The 24,301-nt window shown below is 45.5% G+C and carries 14 protein-coding genes; 8 read left to right on the top strand and 6 right to left on the bottom strand.

The genetic code is table 11. The annotated features are described in order from the left end of the window. Positions 1-5: 5 nt before the first annotated feature. Positions 6-347 (top strand): hypothetical protein, encoded by a 342-nt coding sequence (locus tag C2M24_RS16090; RefSeq protein WP_199775703.1) that lies wholly within the window; start codon positions 6-8, stop codon positions 345-347. A 55-nt stretch (positions 348-402) separates the two neighbouring features. Next, positions 403-6,273 carry a helicase-related protein gene (locus C2M24_RS09400; RefSeq protein WP_199775702.1) on the top strand — a complete coding sequence of 1,957 codons (5,871 nt, stop codon included), beginning with the start codon at positions 403-405 and terminating at the stop codon, positions 6,271-6,273. A 220-nt stretch (positions 6,274-6,493) separates the two neighbouring features. Here the strand turns inward: C2M24_RS09400 and C2M24_RS09395 are convergent, their stop codons facing one another. Further along, the gene (locus C2M24_RS09395) at positions 6,494-8,866 is read right to left on the bottom strand and encodes a nuclease-related domain-containing protein (protein WP_158683746.1); all 2,373 of its coding nucleotides are present in this window, start codon (positions 8,864-8,866) and stop codon (positions 6,494-6,496) included. Between the two features lie 246 nt (positions 8,867-9,112). Here C2M24_RS09395 and C2M24_RS09390 point away from each other — a divergent pair, with 246 nt between their 5' ends. From C2M24_RS09390 to C2M24_RS09380, 3 genes are all read left to right on the top strand, one after another. Then, on the top strand, positions 9,113-10,675 hold the full coding sequence (locus tag C2M24_RS09390; RefSeq protein WP_105214463.1) for a sensor domain-containing diguanylate cyclase: 1,563 nt from the start codon (positions 9,113-9,115) through the stop codon (positions 10,673-10,675). 228 nt (positions 10,676-10,903) lie between these two features. Further along, complete coding sequence (locus tag C2M24_RS09385) at positions 10,904-13,072, top strand: bifunctional diguanylate cyclase/phosphodiesterase (RefSeq protein WP_105214461.1); 2,169 nt, start codon at positions 10,904-10,906, stop codon at positions 13,070-13,072. Between the two features lie 147 nt (positions 13,073-13,219). Then, entirely contained in the window at positions 13,220-14,203 is a 984-nt protein-coding gene (locus C2M24_RS09380) for an ATP-grasp domain-containing protein (RefSeq protein ID WP_105214459.1), read from the top strand. Here the strand turns inward: C2M24_RS09380 and glsB are convergent. Then, complete coding sequence (gene glsB / locus C2M24_RS09375) at positions 14,189-15,109, bottom strand: glutaminase B (RefSeq protein WP_105201623.1); 921 nt, start codon at positions 15,107-15,109, stop codon at positions 14,189-14,191. The genes C2M24_RS09380 and glsB overlap by 15 nt on opposite strands. 557 nt (positions 15,110-15,666) lie before the next feature. Between glsB and C2M24_RS09370 the strand changes: the two genes are divergently transcribed. Next, positions 15,667-16,869: an anhydro-N-acetylmuramic acid kinase gene (locus C2M24_RS09370; RefSeq protein ID WP_105214457.1), complete on the top strand. Its 1,203-nt coding sequence runs from the start codon at positions 15,667-15,669 to the stop codon at positions 16,867-16,869. Between the two features lie 142 nt (positions 16,870-17,011). Here the strand turns inward: C2M24_RS09370 and C2M24_RS09365 are convergent, their stop codons facing one another. From C2M24_RS09365 to soxR, 4 genes are all read right to left on the bottom strand, one after another. Continuing rightward, positions 17,012-17,506 (bottom strand): hypothetical protein, encoded by a 495-nt coding sequence (locus tag C2M24_RS09365; RefSeq protein WP_105214455.1) that lies wholly within the window; start codon positions 17,504-17,506, stop codon positions 17,012-17,014. Between the two features lie 299 nt (positions 17,507-17,805). Beyond that, a complete protein-coding gene (locus C2M24_RS09360) occupies positions 17,806-18,321 on the bottom strand; it encodes a hypothetical protein (protein WP_105214453.1) in 516 nt (171 codons plus the stop codon). Positions 18,322-18,458: 137 nt separating this feature from the next. Then, the gene (locus C2M24_RS09355; protein WP_105214451.1) at positions 18,459-19,658 is read right to left on the bottom strand and encodes an Nramp family divalent metal transporter; all 1,200 of its coding nucleotides are present in this window, start codon (positions 19,656-19,658) and stop codon (positions 18,459-18,461) included. A gap of 87 nt (positions 19,659-19,745) precedes the next feature. After that, positions 19,746-20,210, bottom strand: a complete 465-nt coding sequence (soxR, locus tag C2M24_RS09350; protein WP_105201618.1) for a redox-sensitive transcriptional activator SoxR — start codon at positions 20,208-20,210, stop codon at positions 19,746-19,748. Between the two features lie 66 nt (positions 20,211-20,276). On the opposite strand from soxR, the gene C2M24_RS09345 reads away from it, so the two are divergent. Further along, on the top strand, positions 20,277-20,828 hold the full coding sequence (locus tag C2M24_RS09345; protein WP_105214449.1) for a flavodoxin family protein: 552 nt from the start codon (positions 20,277-20,279) through the stop codon (positions 20,826-20,828). A 394-nt stretch (positions 20,829-21,222) separates the two neighbouring features. Next, a complete protein-coding gene (locus C2M24_RS09340) occupies positions 21,223-24,075 on the top strand; it encodes a TonB-dependent receptor domain-containing protein (protein WP_105201616.1) in 2,853 nt (950 codons plus the stop codon). Positions 24,076-24,301 lie beyond the last annotated feature (226 nt).

The raw sequence follows: 24,301 nt of genomic DNA, 5'->3' as shown, positions 1-24,301 counted from the left end.
CAAAATTGAATAAATACTTTTCAACACTAAAAAAACGAGCAAATGATCGAGCAAAAGAAGCAACCCTTAGCGTATTGGGAATTAATAACCCTAGTTTAAGAAGTCATCTAAACCAAAAAATGGAAACGGACGAGAAGTTTATTAATGGTCCTGTTTTTGAGCAAATGTTTAGTTGGGAAAGAGATACTAACTATCAGATGCAAGATCTGGTATCTGAAGGTTTATTGTCACAAGCTGTCGTTGATGCTTTGGATTCTGATAAAAATAAACGGTATGCGTTTAAAAAAACATGGCACCCATTTGCGCACCAATATAAAGCTTGGAATGATTTATTAAAAAAAAGATGAAGTTAACTCTCTTATTATAACGAGTGGTACAGGTTCAGGTAAAACTGAGTGTTTTATGGTGCCAGTTTTACAGGACTTGTATAAAGAGCTAAGTGAATATAAACAAAGAATCGAAGGTGTTCGAGCAATATTTTTATACCCTCTTAATGCATTAATTAACTCACAGAGAGAGCGTTTAAATGCTTGGACTCAACATTTCGAAGGGGATATCCGTTTTTGTTTGTTTAACGGTAAAACACCTGAGCATCTAAAAAGTAAAGAACTTCAAATTCAAAAGAAGACGCCTCAAGAAGTGATGTGTAGAGATGCTCTAAGAGAAAGTCCAGCACCAATTTTGGTAACTAACGGTACTATGCTTGAGTATATGTTGGTTAGACAAACTGATGCGCCAATTATAGAAAAGTCTAAAGGAAAGCTACGCTGGATAATACTTGATGAAGCGCATACATATGTTGGTTCGCAAGCGGCAGAGCTAGCACTGCAACTAAGACGAGTAATGCAGGCGTTTGAGGTAAAACCAGAAGATATCCGGTTTGTAGCAACATCTGCAACCATTGCGGGAGCGGAAGCTGAAGAGAGTCTTAAAAAATACTTAGCTAACTTAGCAAATATCTCAACAGAACAAGTAGCCGTTATAGGTGGACAACGCATTGTGCCGCCATTAACCGAAAGGCATTTGGATAATTTGTGTATCGAAGAAATTTCTAAGATAGAACCAGAAGGACAAGCGCCAAAAAATAGAAAAGAGAAGCAAGATCCAGATGTTTCGTTGCTTCGTTATCAGGCGTTAGAATCAAATGAAATTGCAATTTCATTACGTGATTTATTAACACAGCCAAATACACCACCAAAAACAATAAATGAAATTAAGAAAGCTTTATCGCATTTTAATCTCAGTGAAAAAGAAATTTATCAGTGGATTGATTTATGCACAGTGACAAAACCAAGTAGTGACGATGAAGCGTTTTTAAAACTGAGAGCACATTACTTTCAAAGAACATTAAATGGGTTATGGGCTTGTATAGATAAAAATTGTAGTCATAAACAAAGCTCAACGCTTAAAGACGGGTGGGCATTTGGTAACGTGTACTCTCAGCATCGAATGCGTTGTGAGTGTGGGGCGCCTGTTCTTGAATTGTCATTCTGTGAAAAATGTAACGAACCTCACTTGCTTGGTGTATATGACAATCAGTCAATTATTCACCAATGGGTAGATCGCAATATTGATGAGTTTGCGCTATCTGAGGGTGACAGAGAAGATGAAGGTTTTGATGATACAAACCCTCAGAGAAAATCAGACTATAAAACGTCTCAAGCAGTTGTGTTTAGCCAAAATGAAAATGAAGAATATGGATATGATAAAATTGGTATAAGTAGAGAGGGAAAACTTGTTTTTGACGATGGTGAAATTGTTTTAGCGGAAAGAGTACAAGATTTACAAGGGTGCTCAAGTTGTGGGTTCTCAGGCAAAGGTAAATACGGTAAAGCATTTAGGCGTGCAATGCTTGGCGCACCTTTTTATACAACTAATGCTGTCCCAACGATATTGGAGTACTGTCCTGACTTTGAGCCTGATAAAGACAGTGATGCTAAACAATTAGGTCCCAATGAATTACCAGCTAGGGGGCGAAGGTTAATTACATTTACGGACAGTCGCCAAGGCACAGCAAAAATATCGGTTAGTATGCAGCAAGAAGCTGAACGTTCATATTTCAGAGGTGCTTTAATTCGTGAGCTAAAAAATCACATTGAACAAAAAGTAAATGCTGATCCAACGATACTAAAAAAATATAGTAGTTGGGATGATGAGGAAATAAGCGAAGAAATAGAGGATCTTCGAGATAGAAAGCCTGAACTTTCTAAAGCACTAAAACAATATCTAAATGATAAAACAAATGGTACTAACACTAGTGTAATGCCAACTTCATTTTCATGGCGAGAGTTAGTTGATGTACTGAGACGAGATCCTAATATATCTACCTCAATGACATATGAGAATCATTACTTTTCTCCAGAAGTCTTTGAGAAAAATGATGCCACTAAATTGTCTGAAATGATTCTAACCCGTGAAGTTGCACGCAGGCCCAAATACAGGAATAACGTTGAGACGCAAGGTTTAGTCAAATTAGTCTACCCAGGTATTGAAAAAATTAAGAATATACCTGAGTTTTGGCAAGAGTTTGGCTTTACTCTACAAGACTGGAAAGACTACCTAAAAGTCTGTATGGATTTCTTCGTCAGAGAAAATACCTATGTCGAAATTCCTGCTGAAATATCTCAGTGGGCAGGAATGCACTTTTATCCTAAATTTTTGATAAATCCTGAGTCAAAAGACGAGAATGAAAAAAGAGTAAAATGTTGGCCTTTAGTCAAAACTGGTAAAAAGCGTCAACAGCGAATTGTTAATCTATTGGCACAAGCAGCAGGCTTTAAGGCTATCGGAAAAAATGAAGAAGATAGGCTTAATACTTGGCTAAAAACTGCTTGGAATGATTTAGTTAAAAGTAAAGCGCTTACTGAGTATGCAGGAAAACAATATCAACTTAATTTAAAAACAGTTGAGTTTAGCTTACTAACCGAAGCCTATATTTGTCCTGTTACTAATAAGCTAATTGATACCGTCTTTGCAGACATGTCACCTTATATGCCTTGGAACAAAGGTGTAGAGAATTACCTTTGTAAATCAATACAATTACCATCAATTTGGGAATTTGATACAAGTACAGACAATTCAACATTCATTGAAGAAATTCGTGAAAATGTAGCTAAAGACGAGAAAGTTAACTTATTACGCGAACAAAACTTATGGACTGATATTAACGACAGTGCTGTTGAAGGGGGATTTTACTATACAACTGCTGAGCACTCCGCCCAACAATCTTCGGATAATTTAGAACGTTACGAAGAGCGTTTTAAAAATGGTCAAAAAAATGTATTAAATTGCTCAACGACCATGGAAATGGGGGTAGATATTGGAGGGATCTCGGCTGTTGTAATGAATAATGTGCCACCACATCCTGCAAACTACCTGCAGAGGGCGGGTCGTGCAGGTCGTTCTAGTGAGTCACGCGCAATAGGTTTCACAATTTGTAAAAATAATCCACATGATCAATTTGTGTTTAGCGAACCAAGTTGGCCCTTTACAACCGTAATTGCCGCTCCCAGAGTTACTTTTAGCTCTAAAAAAATAGTACAACGCCATGTTAACTCATTTTTATTAGGCTCTTTTTTACGAGAGCAAATAGGCACCACAACTAAAGAAAAGCTATTTCTAAATTTACAGTGGTTTTATTTAAAAAATGAGGGAACTAAAGCAATATATGAGGATTTTATTGATTGGGTGAATGGATTAAGTTCAGAATGGTCAGAAGATATTAATTTATTGGTAAAAGGTACAGTACTAGCCGATTGTTCTGAAAAGACATTGCGTAATGACACTGTATTGAAAATTAAAGAACTTGCTGAACGTTGGTTAAATGAATACCACTATATTGAGACTGAACTATCTAAGACAGAACTTGAGAGTCCCTATGGCTACAAGTTATCGAATGACCTTAATCGATTAGTAAAAGAGTATTTATTAAGGGACTTGGCGACGCGAGGTTTTTTACCTGGCTACGGTTTTCCAACAGATGTCGTAAACCTTTCTGTTAACTCTTTGACCGATTATATTCGCCAGAAAGAAGATAAAGAACGTTATAAAAATAAAGAAGAGCGTGAAGACAATGTGTCACTGAGCCGAGGGATGCCTAGCCGTAATCTCGCTGTTGCAATTCGTGAGTTTGCTCCAGGTACTGAATTGGTACTTGATGGTCGAGTACATAGGTCTGCAGGTATTTCACTAAATTGGCAAAATATACATGTGGAAGGTGGTAAAGACTCTCAAAAGTTTGATGTGGCATGGCGCTGTAGTAGTTGTGGCCAAACAGGATATGAGGAAGAGTTAAGCAAGCAAAGCGAAATTGTATGCTCGAATGCCAAATGCGCGGAATCTATCCCGTTAAAAAACCAACGGAAAGTGATCCAACCGACAGGTTTTGTGGTTGATTTTTATCACGAACCTACCAACAATATTGCAAGTACCCACTATGTCCCAGTAGAGCAACCTTGGGTTATAGGAAAAGGCGAACACAGAGCGTTACCTAACCCTGAGATAGGGTTTATGGTAAGTGATACTACAGGACAAGTGTTCCACCATTGCTCAGGGTTATATGGAACTGGTTATGGCATTTGTTTAAGTTGTGGTAAAGCAGAGTCTATGACGCCTTTATCTGAGTTACCTCAAGTACTTTCCTTAGACAAGCCCCATAGACCGCCAATGCCTAATAAGTTTCAACGTGACGAAAAAGGTAAGGCTGAATGTAATGCCAATGGCAAAATATTAGAAAATATCCACTTGGGTTATCAAACGACAACCGATGTGTTTGAGTTGATATTAAGAAGCCCAATTACAAATGAATTCTTAAATGATACGTCTATTGCAACAACGATTTCAGTAGCTCTTAGAAAAGCACTGGTGAATGAGCTAGGTATCTCTGTAAATGAAGTTGGTTATGGCACCAGAGCTACACTAATTGAAAAAAGTGTACAAGCTCAAGCCATACAGCTATTTGATATGGTAAGCGGTGGCGCAGGTTTTGCTACTTCTGCAAAAGATAATATTCAAAGTTTGATTGAAAAAGTACTAGATATTTTAGACTGCAGTGAAAGTTGTGAACGCTTTTGCCATAAATGTCTACTGGAGTCGGACTCTCGACATGACATAGATAAACTGGATCGTAAACAAGCGCTAGCTTGGTTGACAAGTAATGTTCAAAGTTACATTCAGTTACCGGTCGAATGCAAGCAAATGCTTGGTATTGGGGTGCCTGTTAAATATGTTGCAAATACGCTCAAAGAAAAACTAAATGAACTAATACGAAGTCAGCCTAAAACAGTTAAATTTGTTTTATCTAATAATGTAGATGATTGGGACACATCAATTGGTCACTTCAAATCACTTTTCCATAGTTTATTAGCCGAAAACATTTCTGTTCACGTCATTGTTCCTGATGTTCAGTTTAATGAAGATATTGAAACATTCTTAAGTAGCTTGGAAAAAATAGGCGTGGGAATTTATGCTGCTGAAATCCAACATCCTGTTGTTTTTCAGGTTATCACCAAAGAAGGTTGCATTTCTGTAGCAAACAAATCCGGTAAAGCGACCTTACCAGGTATTGATTGGCTGACAAGTGATGAAATTGCGATTGAAGCTAATGAGTTTAGAGAGCTAAATGGGACGCTACTCACTTTCGAACCTGTCAAAGATGCTGGTACAGTTGAGATACCAATTTTAGATAAACTTAATGGGCCGCTAAATGAGTTTGGCTCCAACTTCCTTAAGCAATTAACTGACTCTAATAAAAATTTAGAGCAGCTAATTCTTTCTGATACATTGAAAACTATAACTTACATTGATCGTTATCTACAAAGCCCATCAAGTATGATGATGGTGTCGGAGTTACTGAAGTCAATAACTAATGGAAAAGACATCTTAACTACTGTAAAAACCTGCTTTAAGACGAGAGGTAATGGTCAGGCTTATGCAATTCAGCATGATTGGGACTATGACGAAGATTATAAATCCATTTTTAGTGCTTGGCTGCAATTTAAGGTTTCTCCCTCTGCAAATCTGATACTGACAGAAAAATACAAGGTACCTCACCGAAGAACCTTCTTACTTGAATTTGAGTCAGGTGAGAAAGTAACAATCACGCTTGACCAAGGTGTAGGTTATTGGAAGTTACGAGTTGGGCAAGGGCTTCATAAAATGGATTTTATGTTGACCGCTGAAGAGCAATTAAAGCATTTGTTAGAAGTAGAGAAAAATGCGTATGTAAAAAATAGTGCGGATTGGGAAACCTGGTTTACCGTTAGCGTGAATTAGATAATTGTCATAGCGGGCCTGAAAAGGCCCTCAAAGTAATATTGATTTTTAAAATAGCTTTAATTGAATTAGGTATGCACGAATTCAACTCTGAAGTGCATCACTCGCCAAATTAGGCAGCCTTGCGCAATTCATGAGGGCGTTCAGAATTCAGTGTTTGATCTGGACTAATACAACTTACTAACACAATAAAATGGCGCCCATAGGGCGCCATTTCTCATTAGGACTTTTCGCTTTCCAGCGGGCCGGCGCCTATATCTATCTTTTCTTCCTGAGGAGTGAAGTCGGGATCGAGCGACAGGTTGGCGAAGGGGTTGGCCTTGGCTTTTTTGTTCTGCTCTTTGTCTTCTTCAACCTCGGTTTCTGGAGCCAGTTCTTGCTCTTGAACAGGCGTTTGTTGTGCCAGGGCCGACTCCAATTCCATCAGGGCGTCGTCCAGTGACTGTGTTTCGGGCTCGTTGAGTTCCAGATTGAGCTCTGGCTCAGGCTCGATTTCGCTCGGCTCGTCAGTAATGGCCTGGGTGTTGAGAGGTTGCACTTCGGCTTGCTCCACTTCGCCTTGCTCGTCTTCAAGCATTGGCGTGGCGAGAGGCTCAACTATCTCAGTCTGAGCTTCAGTAGGTTGGACCGCACTCGGTTGGGCCGCATTCGGTTGGGCCTCAATAGATTGGGCCGCATTCGGTTGCTCTAGAACCTGCTCATTAAAGGCTTCTTCGAGATCTTGCTGTGGTTCGGGCGGTTGCTCGATCTCCTCAGCGTGAGTCGGATTTTCCATGCTGGGTTCGTCCTCAGCAGGAAGCTGTGACTCTTCGCTGTTTGGTTCAACTTGGTGGCTACCTTGGTGACTTTGGGGCTCTTGCTCAGCTGGCGTACTGTCAGTCGTTTGCGTGGTGTTTGAGCCGCTTGCCTGGTTTAAATAGGCCTGAAATTCTTCATCTGACATGCTCGACCAATCTTTACTGGTCGGTTGCGATGTGGCTGCACGCGTATCTTCTTGCGGCTGTGCGTTTGTCTCGGCCTCTGGGGTAGCCGTGGGCTCGGTTGCAGGTGTCGGGCTCGGCTGCTCAGCATTGGCTTGCGCTTTTTTACGCACAAAGGGGTGGATTTCGGCGCAATGTTGGGGCTCGCTATGGCTGGCCGCTTTGCTGGTAGCCGCAGTACGGCGCAGCGGCGCAACATTCTGCGGCTGTGGCTCGTCGTTGCCATCGGCTTGCGGTGCTTGCTCGGTCGAGGACTCGGCTGAAGCTTCAGCTGACGGTGTTCCCAACAGGGCATCCGCTTTTTCGTTCAACAGTGTTCTGGTCAGTTCGGGGCTGAGCGCTGCGTGGGCACCATAGGTCTGCAGATGTTTAATCATGTCTTTATGGATGGAGCTTTGCTTTTCGCCATAGTCAGATGTACTAATGCTCAGCACATGGTCAACAAACTCTTTCTCATGAATAACGAAACTCGGCATTGGAGACTTAAATACCGCCTCGTTGTTAAACACGATAAGACAGTGGATCTCTTCCATTGGCAGAGCCAGTAGCTCAGCCAATGGCTGCGCTTGTTCACGCAAGGCGGTAAGAGGGTTAGCAAACTTGTCGTCTTCGCCATGGTGGCGGTTGGTCCAGTCCTGGGCCTTTTCGCCGCCATAAATATCACCGACTGCATCGATATGGGCGACCATAAAGACACCAAAGGGGCTTAGCAAAAGATGCTCTATGTTAGTGCTTTTTCCTTCCTCACCCGTGGCGATGGGCACATTGGTAAACTTGCTGTAGAGCTGCGGATCTAGGGTGGCTTTTTGATTGCCAAGCAACTTCTTCAGCGCCTTTTTAAATTCTGAAGGCTTACCCATGACTTGCGGTTTGCCTTCGGAAGAGAGTTTCGGTTTGGCGACTTTAATTGAGCTCTGGCGTTTTTTACGCACCATGATGAGTGCGCCGATGCCGACTATGAGCACGAGTAAACCAATTAGCGCTGGGAGCATCACGTCCATCAGGCCAGATGTTTCGGTTTGTGCAACTGGCTGTGGTTTCGGGCTTACCTTGGCCGCTGCAAGCTGAGTTTTGGCGGCTTCAGCGGGAGTGCCCTTAGCTGCCAGCTTAGTTTCGAGCGGCGTGTTATCTGCTGGCGTGGTTAACTCACTGGCCTGCGCCGCAACAGCGCTTTTGGTTTCGGTTACTAGGTCGCCAGTGGCTTGTTGTGGCTCAGTCAGGGGATCGCTGGTTTCGAGCTTGGTGTTTTCGCTAGCGATACCTTCGCTCAGCTCGCTTTGCACCTGTGCCGAGGCCAGCGCTAGGTCGGCACCGCTGGTGCTTTTAACCTGCTCTGTAAAAGGCTCTGGTTTTACCAAGGCCGTGCGCTCGGGCGCGGTTGAGGTAACCTGAGTTCTTGTCTGTTGCTGTGCTTGTGCCTTATCAATTTGCTGGCAGTTGTTGCTGTCGTAATCCCGTCGCGCCTTACGGTAACTGGGGTGCGTACGCGCATGATCGAACTGCGCCATTTGCTGTTTTAATAGAATACACATAGCGCGGTTATATTCTCGCGCCTCGGTCTCGCTAGCTTGCAACAGGGCTAGGGTGAAAAGTAGTAGAAAAGCTAATCTCATTTCCGAAACATAAGTAAAATTTCTGTTATCTATCCCTAGTCTAACAGCTAATCCATAAATTATGCCATACCCTTGTAGAGTCATTTTAAAATTCAATAGGTTAATTGCCTGTTCTGTGAGATATTAGTGCTTTAGAGAGTAAGGTAATGGTGCTTATTTTGTGCGATTACATTGACTAATAACAAATTATTAGCATGACTTTTTGTTACTCTCGCTTAATGAATAAGTATTAGTGGTGAATGGTTAATGCGTCTTCCGCGATTGTTTATACTCGATCTGCGCCAAGTAATTTTAGGTTTTACTCTGCTCTTGGTGCTTATTACCCTGGCTAACCAGTTTGTGATTAGCGACCGGGTTTATACCCAACAGGCCATGACGCAAAGCCTTGAGGCAAACCGTGCCTATGCCGGTAAACTGGCCGATATTACCAGCCAGTTTATTCAATCATTGCAAATGCAACTGTCTTATAGCGCTAAGTCGCTGAGCGGTGATCTGGATAACGCCGCCCGCCGTGCGCAAGAAGTACAGCGTTTACTATCACAAACCCAGTCTTTTAATTCGGTGGTGATTGTCGACCGCCGCGGCGAGGTGATCAGTGCCGCACCTGAGCAATTGGGTGCCGTGGGTATTATTTTGCACGCCTCTGCCACCAAGCAGTCATTAATGGTGCCGCAAGCCATGATGCCTCAGCCCTATGTATCGCCCTTGGGTAACCTGGTGGTCAGCCCCTCGCATCCGATCATGTCAGACACAGAGCCCCAGCGTTATCTGGGCTATATTTCCGGCAATATTTATTTGCATGGCAATAATATCTTGTCGCGCCTGCTGGGCACCCATTTTCATGGTGCGGAAGCGCGTATTATGGTGCTCAGTGAGAATGGCGCCGTGGTTTACGACAGTCAGAGCCGGCAGATTGGTATGACAGTGGGTGAAATGCACCCGTTGTGGGACGCGTTTATGCAAGCGCAAGCCGGGCAAAGCGGTGCCATGGTCAGCACGCAGGGCAGCGCCCAGTTAATAGGTTATGCACCGGTTAAGGACATGCGCTGGGTGGTGTTGGTTTCGAGTGCACAGCAGCATGTGGTCAACAGTGTTGGCAATACCATAGGCAACCTGATGGAAAAAGGTGCACCGGTGACCTTAATCACGCTTTTGGCCATTTGGTTGCTTGCCGGCACCATCAGTGCGCCATTGCAAATCCTGGCCCAACGGGTGCGCGATAACGACAAAACCTTTAACGATATTCCCGCCTGGTATGCCGAGGCGAAAACCCTGAAGCGGGCCATTGCAGCCTATAGCCATGAACAGTTGCAACGTATCAGTGCCCTTAATCTGGCGAGTAATACCGATCCCCTGACCGGCATAGGTAATCGTCGCTACCTGCAAACCTGTCTGGACTCGATGCGAGAGCAGGGACAAACGTTTGCCGTACTGGCCCTGGATATCGACCATTTTAAGTGTATCAATGATCGCTTTGGTCATGATGTTGGTGATCAGGTGATCAAAACCCTGGCCCGATTGCTTAAGCTGGGATGTCGCGAGTATGACTATGTGTGTCGCAGTGGTGGTGAGGAGTTTATGCTGTTGTTGCCTGGGCTTGATATCGACAGGGCACAAGAACTGGCCGATCGCTTGCGCCAGCAGGTTGCCGAGCATAGTTTTAAGCCAGTGACGCAGGTTACAGTGTCTGTGGGTGTGAGTCTGTGGCAGGGCGGTGTAGAACTAAAGGCGGCATTAAAAGCCGCTGACAATGCGCTGTACAAGGCAAAAAACAATGGCCGTAATCGCACCGAAGTTGCAGAGCTTTAGGACAAGCTCCTGCGTTATCTCTAATCACCTAATTAACAGAATTTGGTATGATTGCTCTTTGTATTTATAAGTGGTACAAATAAAAAGCTGACTTTTTGTCACAGTGATAAAGCTGTCATCTTGAAGTCGTTGTTTTATATCGCTTTCATATATCGCAATACACTCAGGTTCAGCGGCGATATTGTGCTAAGCTACAAGAAAATAATACAAAAAGATTAACACTATTTCATGACCCAGTCCTTCAACGCACTGTACCAAACAAGCAGCAGTGAGCAAGCTTATGAGCTGGCCTTGTCAATGATTGACGAAGTGTTTGCCGCTAAATACTGTTTTGTTGGTCGCCTTAGTGACGATGGCTTACAGGTGCGCACCTTGGCCTTTCACTCTCAAGGTCAGGTGCTGGACAACATAGAATATGAGCTTGAATCGACTCCCTGTGCCGATGCTATCTGCAGCGTCGATGTCTGTATTTATCAGGATCAAGTCGCGGCCCTATTTCCTCACGATGCCATGCTCAATGAGCTGGGTATTAAGGCCTACTTAGGCATGACGATGCGCGATGTGTCCCGTCGGCCCATAGGTATTCTGGTGGCCATGTTTGAGCAACCGCAAAACTTCAGCGCGCAAAGCCTGCAGTGGTTTCAAGACCTGGCCTTTATTGTAGCCGCGCAAGCCCGCCACGAGATAGACATAGAAAGAAAAAATGCCATGCTGGCGGAGCTGTCGCTGCGAAATATAGTATTTGAGCAAAGCAAAGAAGCCATTATGATCACCGACGCTGAGAATAAAATCCTGCGCGTGAATCCGGCCTTTGAATTCTACACGGGTTATCATGAAAGCGAATTGTTAGGGCGCTCTCCCGCGCTCTTGGCCTCAGGTCGTCATGATCAGCAGTTTTACGCCAATATGTGGCAGCAGTTGCACACCCATGGGCACTGGCGTGGTGAGGTTTATAATCGCCGCAAAACCGGTGAGGTGTATCCGGAGGAATTATCGATCACCGTCAACCGCGATGAACAGGGCGAGATCTCTCATTATATCGGTCTGTTTCGCGATATCAGCGATTGGAAAGAAAGCGAGCGACAACTGCGTTTTTATGCCTCTCAGGAGCCGCTCACCGGGTTACACAACAGGCGCAGCTTTTTAGAGCGGGTAGAGCAGCATATTAGCCTGCATCATGAGCAAAACACCCCCAGCTCTTTGTTGTTTTTAAATCTCGACCGTTTTAAAGATATTAACGACCTCTATGGCCCGGAGGTTGGAGATAAGGTGTTGGTGGCGGTGGCCCTACGACTGCAGCACTGCGTTGTCAGCTCGGATGTGCTTAGCCGTTATGGTGGCGATGAGTTTACCCTGCTGCTGGCCAACAGCACAAAGCAGCAGGCCTATGCCTGTGCGCAGCGTATTTTAACCCATGTATGTCAGCCCGTTCGCCTGGGCGAGCTGAATATCGAGCTCAGCTGTAGCCTGGGTATCGCCCATATCGACGAGCAGATAGATAGCGCCACTGTGTTTGTACGCAATGCCAATCATGCCATGCTCAGCGCTAAACGAACTCAGTCGCAGAGCATTGCCATCTACAGCGACGAAATTGAAGGTCAGTATCTACGTAAAATTCAATTGCGCGATAAACTCGCTAAGGCCCTCAAAGCCAATGAATTGACCGTCGCCTATCAGCCCATTGTCAATTTTCGCAGTGGTAAAATCATCAAGTTTGAGGCCCTGGCCCGTTGGCATGATGCCGAGCTTGGCGCCATCGATCCCGAAGAATTTATTGTCATTGCTGAGGAGTTTGGGCTGATTTCCCAGCTCGGGCAATTTGTGCTGCAGCGGGCCTTGGCAGACTTATCCACCCTGCACAAACGCGGTTATCCTCATATCTGTCTGTCGGTCAATCGTTCGGTATCAGAATTCAATCAGTTATTGCAGCCGGTCGAAGCCATTTTAGCGGCGTTGCACGAACATCAGATCGCCACCCATCAGCTCACCATAGAGGTGACCGAGTCTGTGGCCATAGGCGTGCAACAGGTGCAGGATCAACTCAATATTTTGCGCGAGCAGGGCGTTAAGGTAGCCCTGGACGATTTCTGTACCGGCTATTCTTCACTTAGTCATCTTATTGATTTACGTGCCGATTACCTGAAAATTGATAAATCTTTTACTCATAAACTGCTGAGTGAACATAAGCATCAGGTGGTGATCGCCAGCCTGATCAACATAGCCTCAGAGCTGGATATGGAAGTGATCGCCGAGGGCGTCGACTGCGCTGATCAGCACCAACAGCTGCATGATTATGGCTGCCATTTCAGCCAGGGCTATTATTATTCCAAGCCGGTCAGCCTACCCCAGGCACTGGCCTTGCTAGAGCAAGCCGACTCTTTTGCCGACACCTTGTAGGTCGGAATTTGCCACCAGGGATGCAAATTAATATGGGGAAAGAGTAAGTTTTCAGTGTGATATTTTATCGCCACGATAAAATATTCTTGTTTTACCCATGTTGACGCTCAAAGCATAATGCCGCCTTTTGCTTGTCGAGAGGGCACTATGCGCGGCTGGATTATCTACACTGATGGCGCCAATCTATTAAAACCAGAGCGGTATGAAATTGAACGGTTAGTGGCCGTTGCCAAAGAAGAGAATATCGAGCTGGAGGTCTATGCTCCGGATCAATTCGACCTGCTGGTGACCCGTGAAGACGAAAAAAGTATCCTGATTGACGGTAAACCCGTGCCCTTACCGGATTTTGTTATGCCGCGCATGGGTGCCGGAACCACCTATTTCGCCCTTGCCATTATCCGCCATTTGGAGCGCCTTGGGGTGTACTGCGTTAATGGTGCCCACGCCATCGAAACGGTCAAAGACAAGCTTTATGCCCAGCAAATCTTAGCCAAGCAAAATCTGCCGACGCCGACAACCATGTTGGTTAAGTTCCCGGTAAATATCGCCCTGGTTGAACAGCAAATTGGTTTTCCCGTGGTGGTGAAAACCCTTTCCGGCTCGCAGGGCAGCGGCGTGTTCCTGAGCAAAACCCGCAATGAATTTGACGATTTGATGCAGCTTATTGAGGCGACCAGCCCTCAGGCCAATATTATTTTGCAGCAGTTTGTTAAAAGCAGCCATGGTCGTGATTTAAGGGTTCTGACCATAGGTGGCAGAGCGGTTGCCTGCATGGAGCGCAACAGTGGTGGCGATAACTTTAAGGCCAATGTCAGCGCCGGCGGCACAGGCTCCTTGTATGCCATTACCCCGGAAATCGAATGGTTGGCAACGCAAACCGCCAATGCCCTGGACTTGGATGTGGCTGGTATCGATCTCTTGTTCGATGAGCAGCACTTTAAAATTTGTGAAGCCAACTCCAGCCCGGGTTTTGAAGGCCTGGAGCAGGCCACTGCCATAGATGTGGCGCGAGAGATCTTCCACTTTATTCGCATTCGTCTGGGTATTTTTGATAAGCCGCAGTCGGCGTCAAAAGCAGAGTCGAAAAAAACGACCGCACAAGCCGCTCAGGAAGCACTAGAAGAGCTGTAGTTTAAGCCTGTCGGCAAACTGCTCCAGCGCATAAATACCGGCGCTGGAGTTGCCGTATTCATTGAGCTTAGGCGACCAGACCGCGACCGTAAACTTCCCCGGCACCACGGCAATAATGGCGCCGCCCACCCCGGATTTACCCGGCATACCAACGCGGTAGGCAAAATCCCCTGCGGCATCATACAAACCACTGGTAAAGAGCAGGGAATTGAGCTGGGAGTTTTGCTTGGCGGCAAGAATACGCCGCTTTGAGGCCACATCAACGCCCCTGTTTGCCAGATAGGAAAAGGTGCGCGCCAATTCGGCACAATTCATTTCAATGGCACAAAAGCCAAAATACACCTTCAACACTTCTTCCACTTCATTTTCAAAGTTATTGAACGACGCCATCAAATAGGCCATAGCCGCATTGCGGTGACGATGCTGATACTCGGAGCGCGATACCCGCTGATTGATATTGATACGCGGGTTGCCGCTGAGCTGACGCACCGTTGCCAGCATATGATGGGTGGGCGCACTGAGACGCGAATAAAGCGCATCGCAGGTGACTATAGCGCCGGCGTTGATAAAGGGATTGCGGGGAATGCCCTGCTCAAATTCGAGCTGGGTCAGGGAGTTAAAGGCCGTGCCCGAGGGCTCCTTGCCTACCCGTTGCCACAGGGTATCGCCATAGCGCTGCAGCGCCAGGGTGAGGGTCAAAACCTTGGAAACTGACTGAATGCTAAAGCACTGTTCGCTGTCGCCGCTGAAATAGCTCTGTCCATCAACTGTATGCACCGCCATGGCAAACTGCTCACCTTTTACCTCGGCGAGCGCCGGAATATAACTGGCTACCTCGCCTGCCATCTCAGGCAAACGGGCCCGAACGTCCGCGCTAATGTCGTCAATTACCTGTTGGATATTCATAGCACCCCATTTACTACCTGGCGAAAACGCAATAATACGCAATACCGTGGGCGCTAAAAAGAGGCGCGCAGAAATTTACCCGCCTCCTGATAACCGGGGCTTGGAGCAGCATATATAATGGCCAAGTTGCAAAAACATGATCTAGAATTTTTGCTTTAAGGCGTTGTAGTGTATTGAATAGGGCAAAAATGCGCACAAATATCCATCTCTACGGGAATAAGATGCGGACGGGATTTGAGTTCTGCCGGTCATTCGCTTAGATTGGCGGTAATTAATTTTTAGGTTTCCCTTAGGGTCTGTTTATCTTTGCGGTTTACTTTATGTTCAATCTAAACGCATTCTGATCACGACGCTCGTTATGCTGCATAGTTATTCTATGTACATAGCGAGCAACACAGAGCAGGAGGCGTTTAGATGAACCCGTAGGGCAGCGCTTGTAGCGCATTTCTACTGTGTTGTTACATGTTCATGTAGAATAACTACACCACACATGTGCCGCCTTGTACAAATCCGCTACAAACCGCTGCAGAAACAAACAACAAAGGCCAACAGACCCTATGCACGCACATATTGAACGCCTATATGGTATCGCCGCCAAGTCTGAGCGACTTATTATCGGATTAATGAGTGGCACGTCCATGGATGGCCTTGATGTGGCTCTGTGCCGTATTCGCGGCGCCGGCTCGAATACTCAGGTGGATGTGCTGCAATTTACCACTTGCCCCTACCCCGAAAGCTATCAGCAGCGGGTGCGCCAGATTTTTGCTAGGCGCGATATAGATCTGCAGCACCTCACCTTGCTCAATCCCTGGATAGGACAGTTGCACGGGCAATTGGTCAATGCGTGTTTGGCAAGTTGGCATATAGACCCACAGAGTGTTGATATCATCGCCAGTCACGGGCAAACCGTTTATCATTGCCCGCAAAGTCAGCATGGGCTTAGCGATTATGGCAATGCCACTTTGCAACTTGGCGATGGCTGTCACCTGGCGCGAGAAACTGGAATTATTACCCTGAGTGATTTTCGCCAAAAACACATAGCCGCAGGAGGTGAAGGGGCGCCCTTGGCCGCCTATGGTGATTACTGGTATTTCGCCAGCGGTGATGAGCATAGGGTGCTGTTGAATATGGGCGGTATTGCCAATCTGACTGTGCTGGCGAAAGATGCGCCGTTAGAGCAGACTTTATGCGCCGATATTGGCCCAGGCAATACCATGCTAGATGCCTATGTGCAGCGCTACTTTGCTCCCCTTGAATATGATAAAGAGAGTGCTTTGGCAAAGCAGGGCAAGGTTGCACCGGCATTGCTGGAAGCGCTCACGGCCCACCCCTTTCTTGCCAAGGCGATGCCCAAGACCACGGGACCGGAAGTGTTTAACCTCACCTATTTGGCACAATGCCAAACGCAGAGTCACACTCAGGAGTTGGGCCATTACGATGTGCTGGCGACCTTGTGCGAGTTTGCGGCGCTGGAAATTGCCAGGCAGCTGAATAGCTTGGCGGAAAAACTCGGTGACATTAAGGTGTATGCCAGTGGTGGTGGTATTCATAACCCCTTACTGATGGCCCGCATTAGGGCGCATTGCAGTGCAGGTATAGAGCTAAATTCATTGCAGCAACTGGGCATCAATCCGGATGCTAAGGAAGCCGTATTGTTTGCCCTGCTGGCCAATGACACCTTGGCGGGCAGCGCAACCAGCGATACCGGCCACCCGGGCATGCCGGGCGTTACCATGGGTAAAGTCAGCTTTCCTGATTAATACCAATTCTGTTAAGTATGTGAGCAGATATAGCGCTGGATAAATGATGTGATAACAAGGCGGAATTTTTCTTATGTAGTTATTCTACATAAGGAAAGTTCCAACGCAGTTAGCACGCTATTTAGCCCGCTAGAATGATTAGCTATTTAAATGAATTGGTATCACCCCAAATACGTTGGCAGTAGTCAACCAAACGGCGTGCTTTGGATTTACTTTGCAGGCCAGGGGTTAGGCTTTGGTACAGGCATTGCGGGTGCAAATGAACGCTGAACTGAGCGCTTTCTTTGATGATCTCATGGCGACCATGAAGGCTCAGCTGTAACAGGCCTTGTCCCTGAACTTGCTGTTGCATCGACTCAGCGCCTGGGCTTAGGGTCAGCACCACCATGGTGCTTAGAAGATCGCGCTCATGGACGCTATGGCGCGCCTGCAACAAGGCATGGCGCTGTTCGGCAAAACTCACGCTGGCATGTAAGCAGTCCCCAGGCTGGGTGTTGCTGGGCAGACGGCAAAGCAGTTGCGGCGGCTGCCCCGGCGCACCTAAAAGCACGGGCTGCTGCGTTAAACTATCAAAGTCTGCTAAAGCATTGTCGTTACGCAGTGAAAATACTGCCAACGCGGAGCGAAACTGGGTCATATCCTGTCTATTATTGCCGATTTGTGGACAATTATGCGCTATAAATATGACGGTTTTATGACTTAGTTTGAAATTTATACTGTAGGTCGGGGTTTACCGCCATGGATGGAGGTAGTAGAACAATGCAGGAGCACATTGTCGAAAACCCCGACAAGAGAGTACATTAGCCAAGCTAAAGCCTCGCCCACAGATAATCGCAGCTATTCTCGTGTAGGTAACAATGCAAGAGCAATTGCCGATCGCCCCGACAACGATGCATACTATTCTCTTTTTGTCGGTGCGAAGCACCGACCTTCAGGCTATTTAAACACCACTTCTTTTTGTGAGCGGCTGTAGTGACGCTTTTGTTCTGGGGTCCATTCACCATTTTTTAGATATTGAGTAGTGACCACAAACTGGCCGTCCACATAAGAGCTGGTGGACTTCACCTGGGTGATCCCCTCACTGCTGCCGGTAACATCTTCATAGGCAACGAAGGAGCCATCCTTAGTGACTTCCAATGTACCCTGAGTATAAAAGTCGGCGGTGGTGAAGTAGTAGAACACTAGGGATTCTTTACTTTTATCCCAAAAAATCAGGGACTCGCCGCCATAGGCACCGTCATTAATACTGTGCACAGTGCGTATACCTTTGCCGTTAAGTGCTCGTTCCCACTTGCCAACGTCGGTGACACTCGGTTGCTCGGGGCCCATGCTAAAGGTGGACTCCCAGGTGCCGAGGTAGGGCTCAAACACTTGCAGCTCGCTGGCAAGTTTGCCGTTGGCATTTGCTAGATGGGTACAAAGGAGCAAGAGGGTGCTGATCAGGTATTTCATCGGTATCTCTAATTGTGAATGTTTTGTTGCACTAAGAGTGAGCGAAATTTGCTGATGGATCAAGAAAGAAGCAATGAATACAGCAAATTAGTATGTACACCCTAGGCCCTTTGCGGACAATAAAGGAGCTTCAGGCATTAGAGCAGTGAAACTAGCTTATAAGCACTTAAACCTACCACGGTAATAATGACAGGCAGGCTCAAGAGGTTCACGAGCCAGCCATTTTTATACTGACCCATAACGGCTTTGTTATTGAGAAGCCACAATAAATAGATACAAACTATGGGCAGCAGCAAGGCATTGCTGGCTTGGGCAAAGATGATCACGGCGACGGGGTCGAGTCCGAGGCTCGCCACCACAGTGCCAAATACCAAGATGGCAATGGCCACCAGTTTAAAGCGGGTGTCTTCTACCTTGTCTTTACCGCCGAGCATGCCACAAACGGCATAGGCACCGGCTAATGGAGCGGTAATGGCACTGGTGAGGCCGGCGGCAAACAAGCCGATGGCAAAGAAGTACTGAGCATAGGTGCCGAGCAGGGGCTCAAGCTGTTTAGCCATGGTGGCGGCATTGAGAGTACCCGTTTGTTGGCCAAAGAAGGCAACACTGGCGGTGGCGACTATGGCCAGGGTGATCAGGCCGCCAAGACCAACCGACAGTCCGGTATCCCAATTATGAACACGAATGGCCTGGTCTACCTCCTGTTGCCGGGTATCTTCCCTGGCAATGACTCCCGAGTGTAAAAACAAGTTATAAGGCACTATGGTGGTGCCTATCAGCGCCAGCACTGTGGTTAATGAGTTAGTTGGCAGGCTGGGCTTAAAACCGGCAAAGAGATCGCTAAGGGATGGTTGGGCAAGCACCATGGTAGCGACAAACACCACACTCATAACGCCAACCAGAAGTATCAAGGTGCGCTCAATCAGCTTGTATTTGCCGCTATAAAGAAGCAGGGCGCTGACCAGGGCTATGACGGGTGTCCAGATGCTTCCGGTGTGCTGGCCGAACAGACCTTGTAAGCCGAGACTGGCGCCGCTGAGGTTACCTGCCTCGTAAGCGGCGCTGCCGATACCTATGGCGCTGATCACTAAAAAGATCGCCAGATACTTTAATAAGGGTTGATTAATATTGGCGCGCAGGGCCGGTGCTAGGCCTTGCCCGCTTACCAGAGCTAGGCGGGCGGCCATAGTTTGCAACAAAATGGTGGCAACGACCGAAAATAACAGCGCCCATAGCAGGGTAAATCCGAAATTGGCACCGGCTACCGATGCGGTGGTAATGGTGCCTGGACCGATAAAAGCGGCGGCAACGAGCAGGCCGGGACCGAACTTCTTCATATTGTTAACCCTGTTATTTTTGCGCCAATTTAGCTGGGCGCTATTTATTATTTTTTTTCGCAGTTAATAAGATATAGAAAAGCGGGTCTAATCTCCACTTCGTTCTAGTTCTGGATGTTCGAGTAACACGGCGCCACTGTCTTGCTCGCCCAGGTAGTCGTCGGAATTGTAAATGGGACAATTTTCCATGGACAGGCAGCCGCAGCCAATGCAGCCGTCGACCCTGTCTCTAAGTCTTTGCATATAGGCAATTTTCTCATCCAATTGCCGCTGCCAATGCTGCGCCAACTGTTGCCAGTCGGCTTTTGTTGGGGTGCGCTTGTCCGGTAGGGTACTGAGTGTTTCTTTTATTTCTTCAAGGGTGATGCCCATTTTCTGCGCAGCTTTGATCACCGCAATGCGCCTGAGCACATCACGTTTATAACGGCGCTGGTTACCCTGGTTGCGCCAGCTGCGAATAAGCCCTTTTTTTTCGTAAAAGTGTAATGCTGAAATGCTCACGCCGGCGCGGTTGGCCACCAGTCCCACGGACAAGTTCGCTTCTAGTGTCATGTTTCTTGACCTAAACTTAAGTTGAGCTTTTAGCCTATTGCTAAACTTCAAATAAGGCAATTAGTTATGACTCAACACATTATTATTTTCAGCAGTGCCAGACGCCACGGTAACACTTATAAAGCGGCACAAACGCTGGCGCGGCGCTTAAATACCTACATCGTGTTTTTAGACGATTTTAGAATAAAACCTTATCGCTATGAAATAAATAAGTATAACAATGATGGCGAGGATGATTTCCAAGCACTAATGGCTAAATTACTAACGTTTGAGCATTGGGTTTTTGCCTCACCAATGTACTGGTATAACACCACACCTCAGCTAAAGAACTTCTTTGATCGCCTCACCGAATATATGACTGAACACGAGTTGCGTCCGCAATTGAGACTATTGCGTAAAAAGCAAATGTCGCTGCTGTCTACCAGCAATGTAGAACTAGGCCTAGACGCATTTGCCGCGCCATTTAAGTTAAGTGCTGAATATTTGGGGATGAGATTTATGTCCCATTACCATGCAGCTGCTAACACACCTGAAGAAATAGCAATTTGTTCACAAGGAAAGCCTTTGAAAGCAAACTTATGGCATCGTTTATTCGTTGGGGTAATGGAAAAAAAGTAGCAGCCAAATAAAACCTTGTTAGGACATTTAGCAAAGGAAATAAATTATAACTATATGAATTTAAACTGCTTTATTTAAATTCACGTTGTTGCTATTTTCAAACCAAACTGTTTTTTATTTTCATTTCTACTCTTTTTTGTCAAGTGAAAAAATGAATTAAAGGGTGTTAAATTGTATTATTTTGTACGGTTTAAGGCGGTATAAGCTTGATTGTTTCTTTAAGGTAAATTAAATACTTCACCCTAATGAGAAAGTGTGTATTTTTTTGTCTATTTTTGTTGTAAAAAGTTAGTAGAGTAGGTAAAACAAAACAGGGCCCAATCTCAACAAAGCTATTCAGCTCAATTTTTAAGGTACTTTGGGCAGTTCATAATAATAATGTTAGGGAATAAAAATGTTTAACAAATCTAAAATCGGCAGAGCGATTCAATACTCTTTGCTATTAGGCCTTAGTGCTACAGTTTCTAACAACGTATATGCGGAAGAAAATGAAGGCGCAGAAGACGTCGAACGCATTGAAGTAACAGGTTCTCGTATTTTACGTGAAGGCGCTATCGCACCATCTCCTGTCACAGTAATTACCGGTGACGCACTACAAAATTCTGGTGCTATCAACATCGGTGAAGCGTTGAACGAGCTTCCGTCTCTTGCACCAACGTTCTCATTGGCAAACTCGGGTCGCTTCATTGGTACCGCTGGTTTGAACATACTCGACCTGCGTAATATGGGTACTGATCGTACGCTTGTACTTGTAAACGGTAAACGACATGTTTCGAGCTCTGCCGGTAGTGCCTCTGTTGATACGAATACTATTCCTAGTGCTTGGGTAGAGCGTGTAGAAATCATCACAGGTGGTGCCTCAGCTGTATACGGTGCTGACGCTGTAACTGGTGTTGTAAACTTTATTCTTAAAGATAAAATCGAAGGGTTTTCGATCAATGGAACCCGTGGTTTTTCTGATTTAAGCGATTATAACAATGAAAAGGTAAGTCTTTCGTATGGTATGAACTTTGACGATGACAGAGGTAATATTGCCTTTGCCGCAGAGTACTCAGCACAAGACTCTCTTAATGCTTTGGACCACCCTTGGACATCTACGTCTTATCGTAGTTTGAGAAACCCAAATCAGACAGAAGCAAACAAAGACGATCCGAATGTTCCTGATTTTATTTACACTCCAAATGCAGGTTACTACGCTATCAACAATGCCGGTGTTTGGGATTTCTATGATTTCTCTCTAAACAACACGTTCAACCCTGATGGCTCTAACCGCGATATCTATATCGGTGATAAGGTAGACGGTATTGGTTGTGCTGACTGTGATTTCTTCAACCTTAATCAATTCAACGAAATTCAGCCTGAATTTGAGCGTTTTAACATAAACTTCAAAACCAGTTACGATTTTACCGATAACATGAATGGTTACTTTGAAGCTAAGTACGTTAAGAGTGAAGGCCAAAACATCGGTCAACCGGCATTCTTCTTCTACAACTTCAATAACGTTATTCAACGTGATAACCCATACCTAAGCAGTGACGTTGCAGGCATGATGGACGACGTTGGTGCTTCTGAGATTTTTGTTAACCGAATGATGACTGACTTAGGTCGTCGTATTGAAGATAATACCCGTGAAACTACTCGCTTCGTTGCTGGACTAGAAGGTGTAATCGCAGATGTTTGGGATTACGACTTTTCACTTGTTCACGGTGTAACTGATCTTGAGCGTGTCAACGGCAATAACATGATCATGGCAAACTACTTTAATGCGTTAGATGCAGTTCGTGATAATAGCGGAAATATCGTTTGTCGTAGTGAAGAAGCCCGTGCGGAAGGTTGTGTACCGGTAAACATTATGGGCTTCGGTGCGCCTACCCAAGAAGCAATTGATTATATTAATACAGTATCTAAAGGTACCAGCGAAATTAAGCAAACCGTTGTTTCTGCTTCAATTGCGAACGGTGCTATTTATGAGCTTCCTGCTGGTATGATTGGTTTTGCTGCTGGTGCTGAATACCGTAAAGAAGAAAGTGAAACCAAAGAGCCAGACAACGCAGTTGGTACTTTCTTTAACGTTCTTGGTGAAGACAAAGGTGACTTTGACGTAACTGAATTTTACACCGAGGTTTCAGTACCGTTAGTTTCTGATGTGACAGGTATCCAAGATCTAGTACTAGATGGTGCAATTCGTTTCTCAGACTACAGTACAATCGGCAACACAACGAGCTGGAAGTTAGGCCTAGACTGGACGGTAAATGATCAGTTACGTTTCCGTGCAACACAGTCAGAAGCTATTCGTGCTCCAAACATCGGTGAAATCTTCGGTGCTGCAAGTCAAACCTTCTATAATGTTGACGATCCGTGCCGCGCAGAAAACTTAAATGATCTTGCAAATAGTGACACGCGTCGCGCAAACTGTAGCGCTCTTGGTGTTCCTGCAGACTTCAATTCAGAGTATGACTCAGCGTCAATTGAAGGTTTAATCAGTGGTAACGAAAATGTCGATGCTGAAGAGTCGACAAGTACAACTGTAGGTCTGGTATATCAACCTGACTTCATTGAAAACTTCGTTGTTACTGTGGACTATTGGGAGATTGATCTTGAAGATGCAATCTCGGCGATTGGTGCTCAAGATATCCTAGATCGCTGTGTTGATAGTGAGTCCGGTATCAACAACCAATACTGTGCTTTGATTTCACGTGACGCTGGCTCGTCAGAAATCACTTTGATTCAAAACTCAGTACTAAACGTTGCTGGTCAAGAAGCTTCAGGTATTGACTTTGAGTTCGGATACGATTTCGATGCACTAGATGGTTCATTCAAAACTAAGTTAATCGGTACATACCTAATTGAGCGTAATGAGTTCCCGTTCCAGGACAACCCTGACGACGTTACAGAGTACGCAGGCACTACCGGTGAAGCAGAATGGCAAGCTAATATGAGCATTGACTATAGCCGAGATGGTTTCTTCACTACGTGGAGCACTCGCTATTTAGACGAAGTCAGCTTATATACTCCTCAGTCACTTGCTGACAATCCAAACCCTAATAGCTTAACCAAGTTCGGTTCTTACTTCATCTCTGATATGACAGTAGGTTATAACTTTGAATCTGGTTTGGGTGTTAAAGTGGGTGTAGACAACATCTTTAACCGTCGCTTACCAATTGGTACAAGTGGTACAGGTTCTGGTTCAGCATCTTATGACAACATCGGTCGATTTGGATATGTAAACGTATCTTACAAGTTCTAAAATATGAACCTGTGAGCTAAGATCTTTATTCAATTGATCCTAAAAAGATAGTTGAAATAAGCCCCACTTATTGGGGCTTTTTTATGCCTATCGTTAGGGAAATTATTGGCAAACAAAGAGGCATCAACTTTTTCAAGAGATGTTTTGTTATGCTGAGACTCAGTTAAAACAAAGTTTATGTTTTGAAAGCCTTAAAAACTAATGCACGGTGTAAAGCCTGCTTTTG

Source organism: Pseudoalteromonas sp. T1lg22, assembly GCF_002964645.1.
Classification (GTDB): Bacteria; Pseudomonadota; Gammaproteobacteria; order Enterobacterales; family Alteromonadaceae; genus Pseudoalteromonas.
Note: the sequence above shows the minus strand (reverse complement) of the source record. Positions and strands in the feature narration are given on the sequence as shown.

Excerpts from the sequence above, each read along its gene's own strand:
- C2M24_RS09340 (WP_105201616.1), top strand. The coding sequence starts at position 21,223 with ATGTTTAACAAATCTAAAATCGGCAGAGCGATTCAATACTCTTTGCTA.
- C2M24_RS09370 (WP_105214457.1), top strand. The coding sequence starts at position 15,667 with ATGCACGCACATATTGAACGCCTATATGGTATCGCCGCCAAGTCTGAG.
- C2M24_RS09345 (WP_105214449.1), top strand. The coding sequence starts at position 20,277 with ATGACTCAACACATTATTATTTTCAGCAGTGCCAGACGCCACGGTAAC.
- C2M24_RS09355 (WP_105214451.1), bottom strand. The coding sequence starts at position 19,658 with ATGAAGAAGTTCGGTCCCGGCCTGCTCGTTGCCGCCGCTTTTATCGGT.
- glsB (WP_105201623.1), bottom strand. The coding sequence starts at position 15,109 with ATGAATATCCAACAGGTAATTGACGACATTAGCGCGGACGTTCGGGCC.
- C2M24_RS09395 (WP_158683746.1), bottom strand. The coding sequence starts at position 8,866 with ATGAGATTAGCTTTTCTACTACTTTTCACCCTAGCCCTGTTGCAAGCT.
- C2M24_RS09360 (WP_105214453.1), bottom strand. The coding sequence starts at position 18,321 with ATGAAATACCTGATCAGCACCCTCTTGCTCCTTTGTACCCATCTAGCA.
- C2M24_RS09380 (WP_105214459.1), top strand. The coding sequence starts at position 13,220 with ATGCGCGGCTGGATTATCTACACTGATGGCGCCAATCTATTAAAACCA.
- C2M24_RS09390 (WP_105214463.1), top strand. The coding sequence starts at position 9,113 with ATGCGTCTTCCGCGATTGTTTATACTCGATCTGCGCCAAGTAATTTTA.
- C2M24_RS09385 (WP_105214461.1), top strand. The coding sequence starts at position 10,904 with ATGACCCAGTCCTTCAACGCACTGTACCAAACAAGCAGCAGTGAGCAA.
- soxR (WP_105201618.1), bottom strand. The coding sequence starts at position 20,210 with ATGACACTAGAAGCGAACTTGTCCGTGGGACTGGTGGCCAACCGCGCC.
- C2M24_RS09400 (WP_199775702.1), top strand. The coding sequence starts at position 403 with ATGGTGCCAGTTTTACAGGACTTGTATAAAGAGCTAAGTGAATATAAA.
- C2M24_RS09365 (WP_105214455.1), bottom strand. The coding sequence starts at position 17,506 with ATGACCCAGTTTCGCTCCGCGTTGGCAGTATTTTCACTGCGTAACGAC.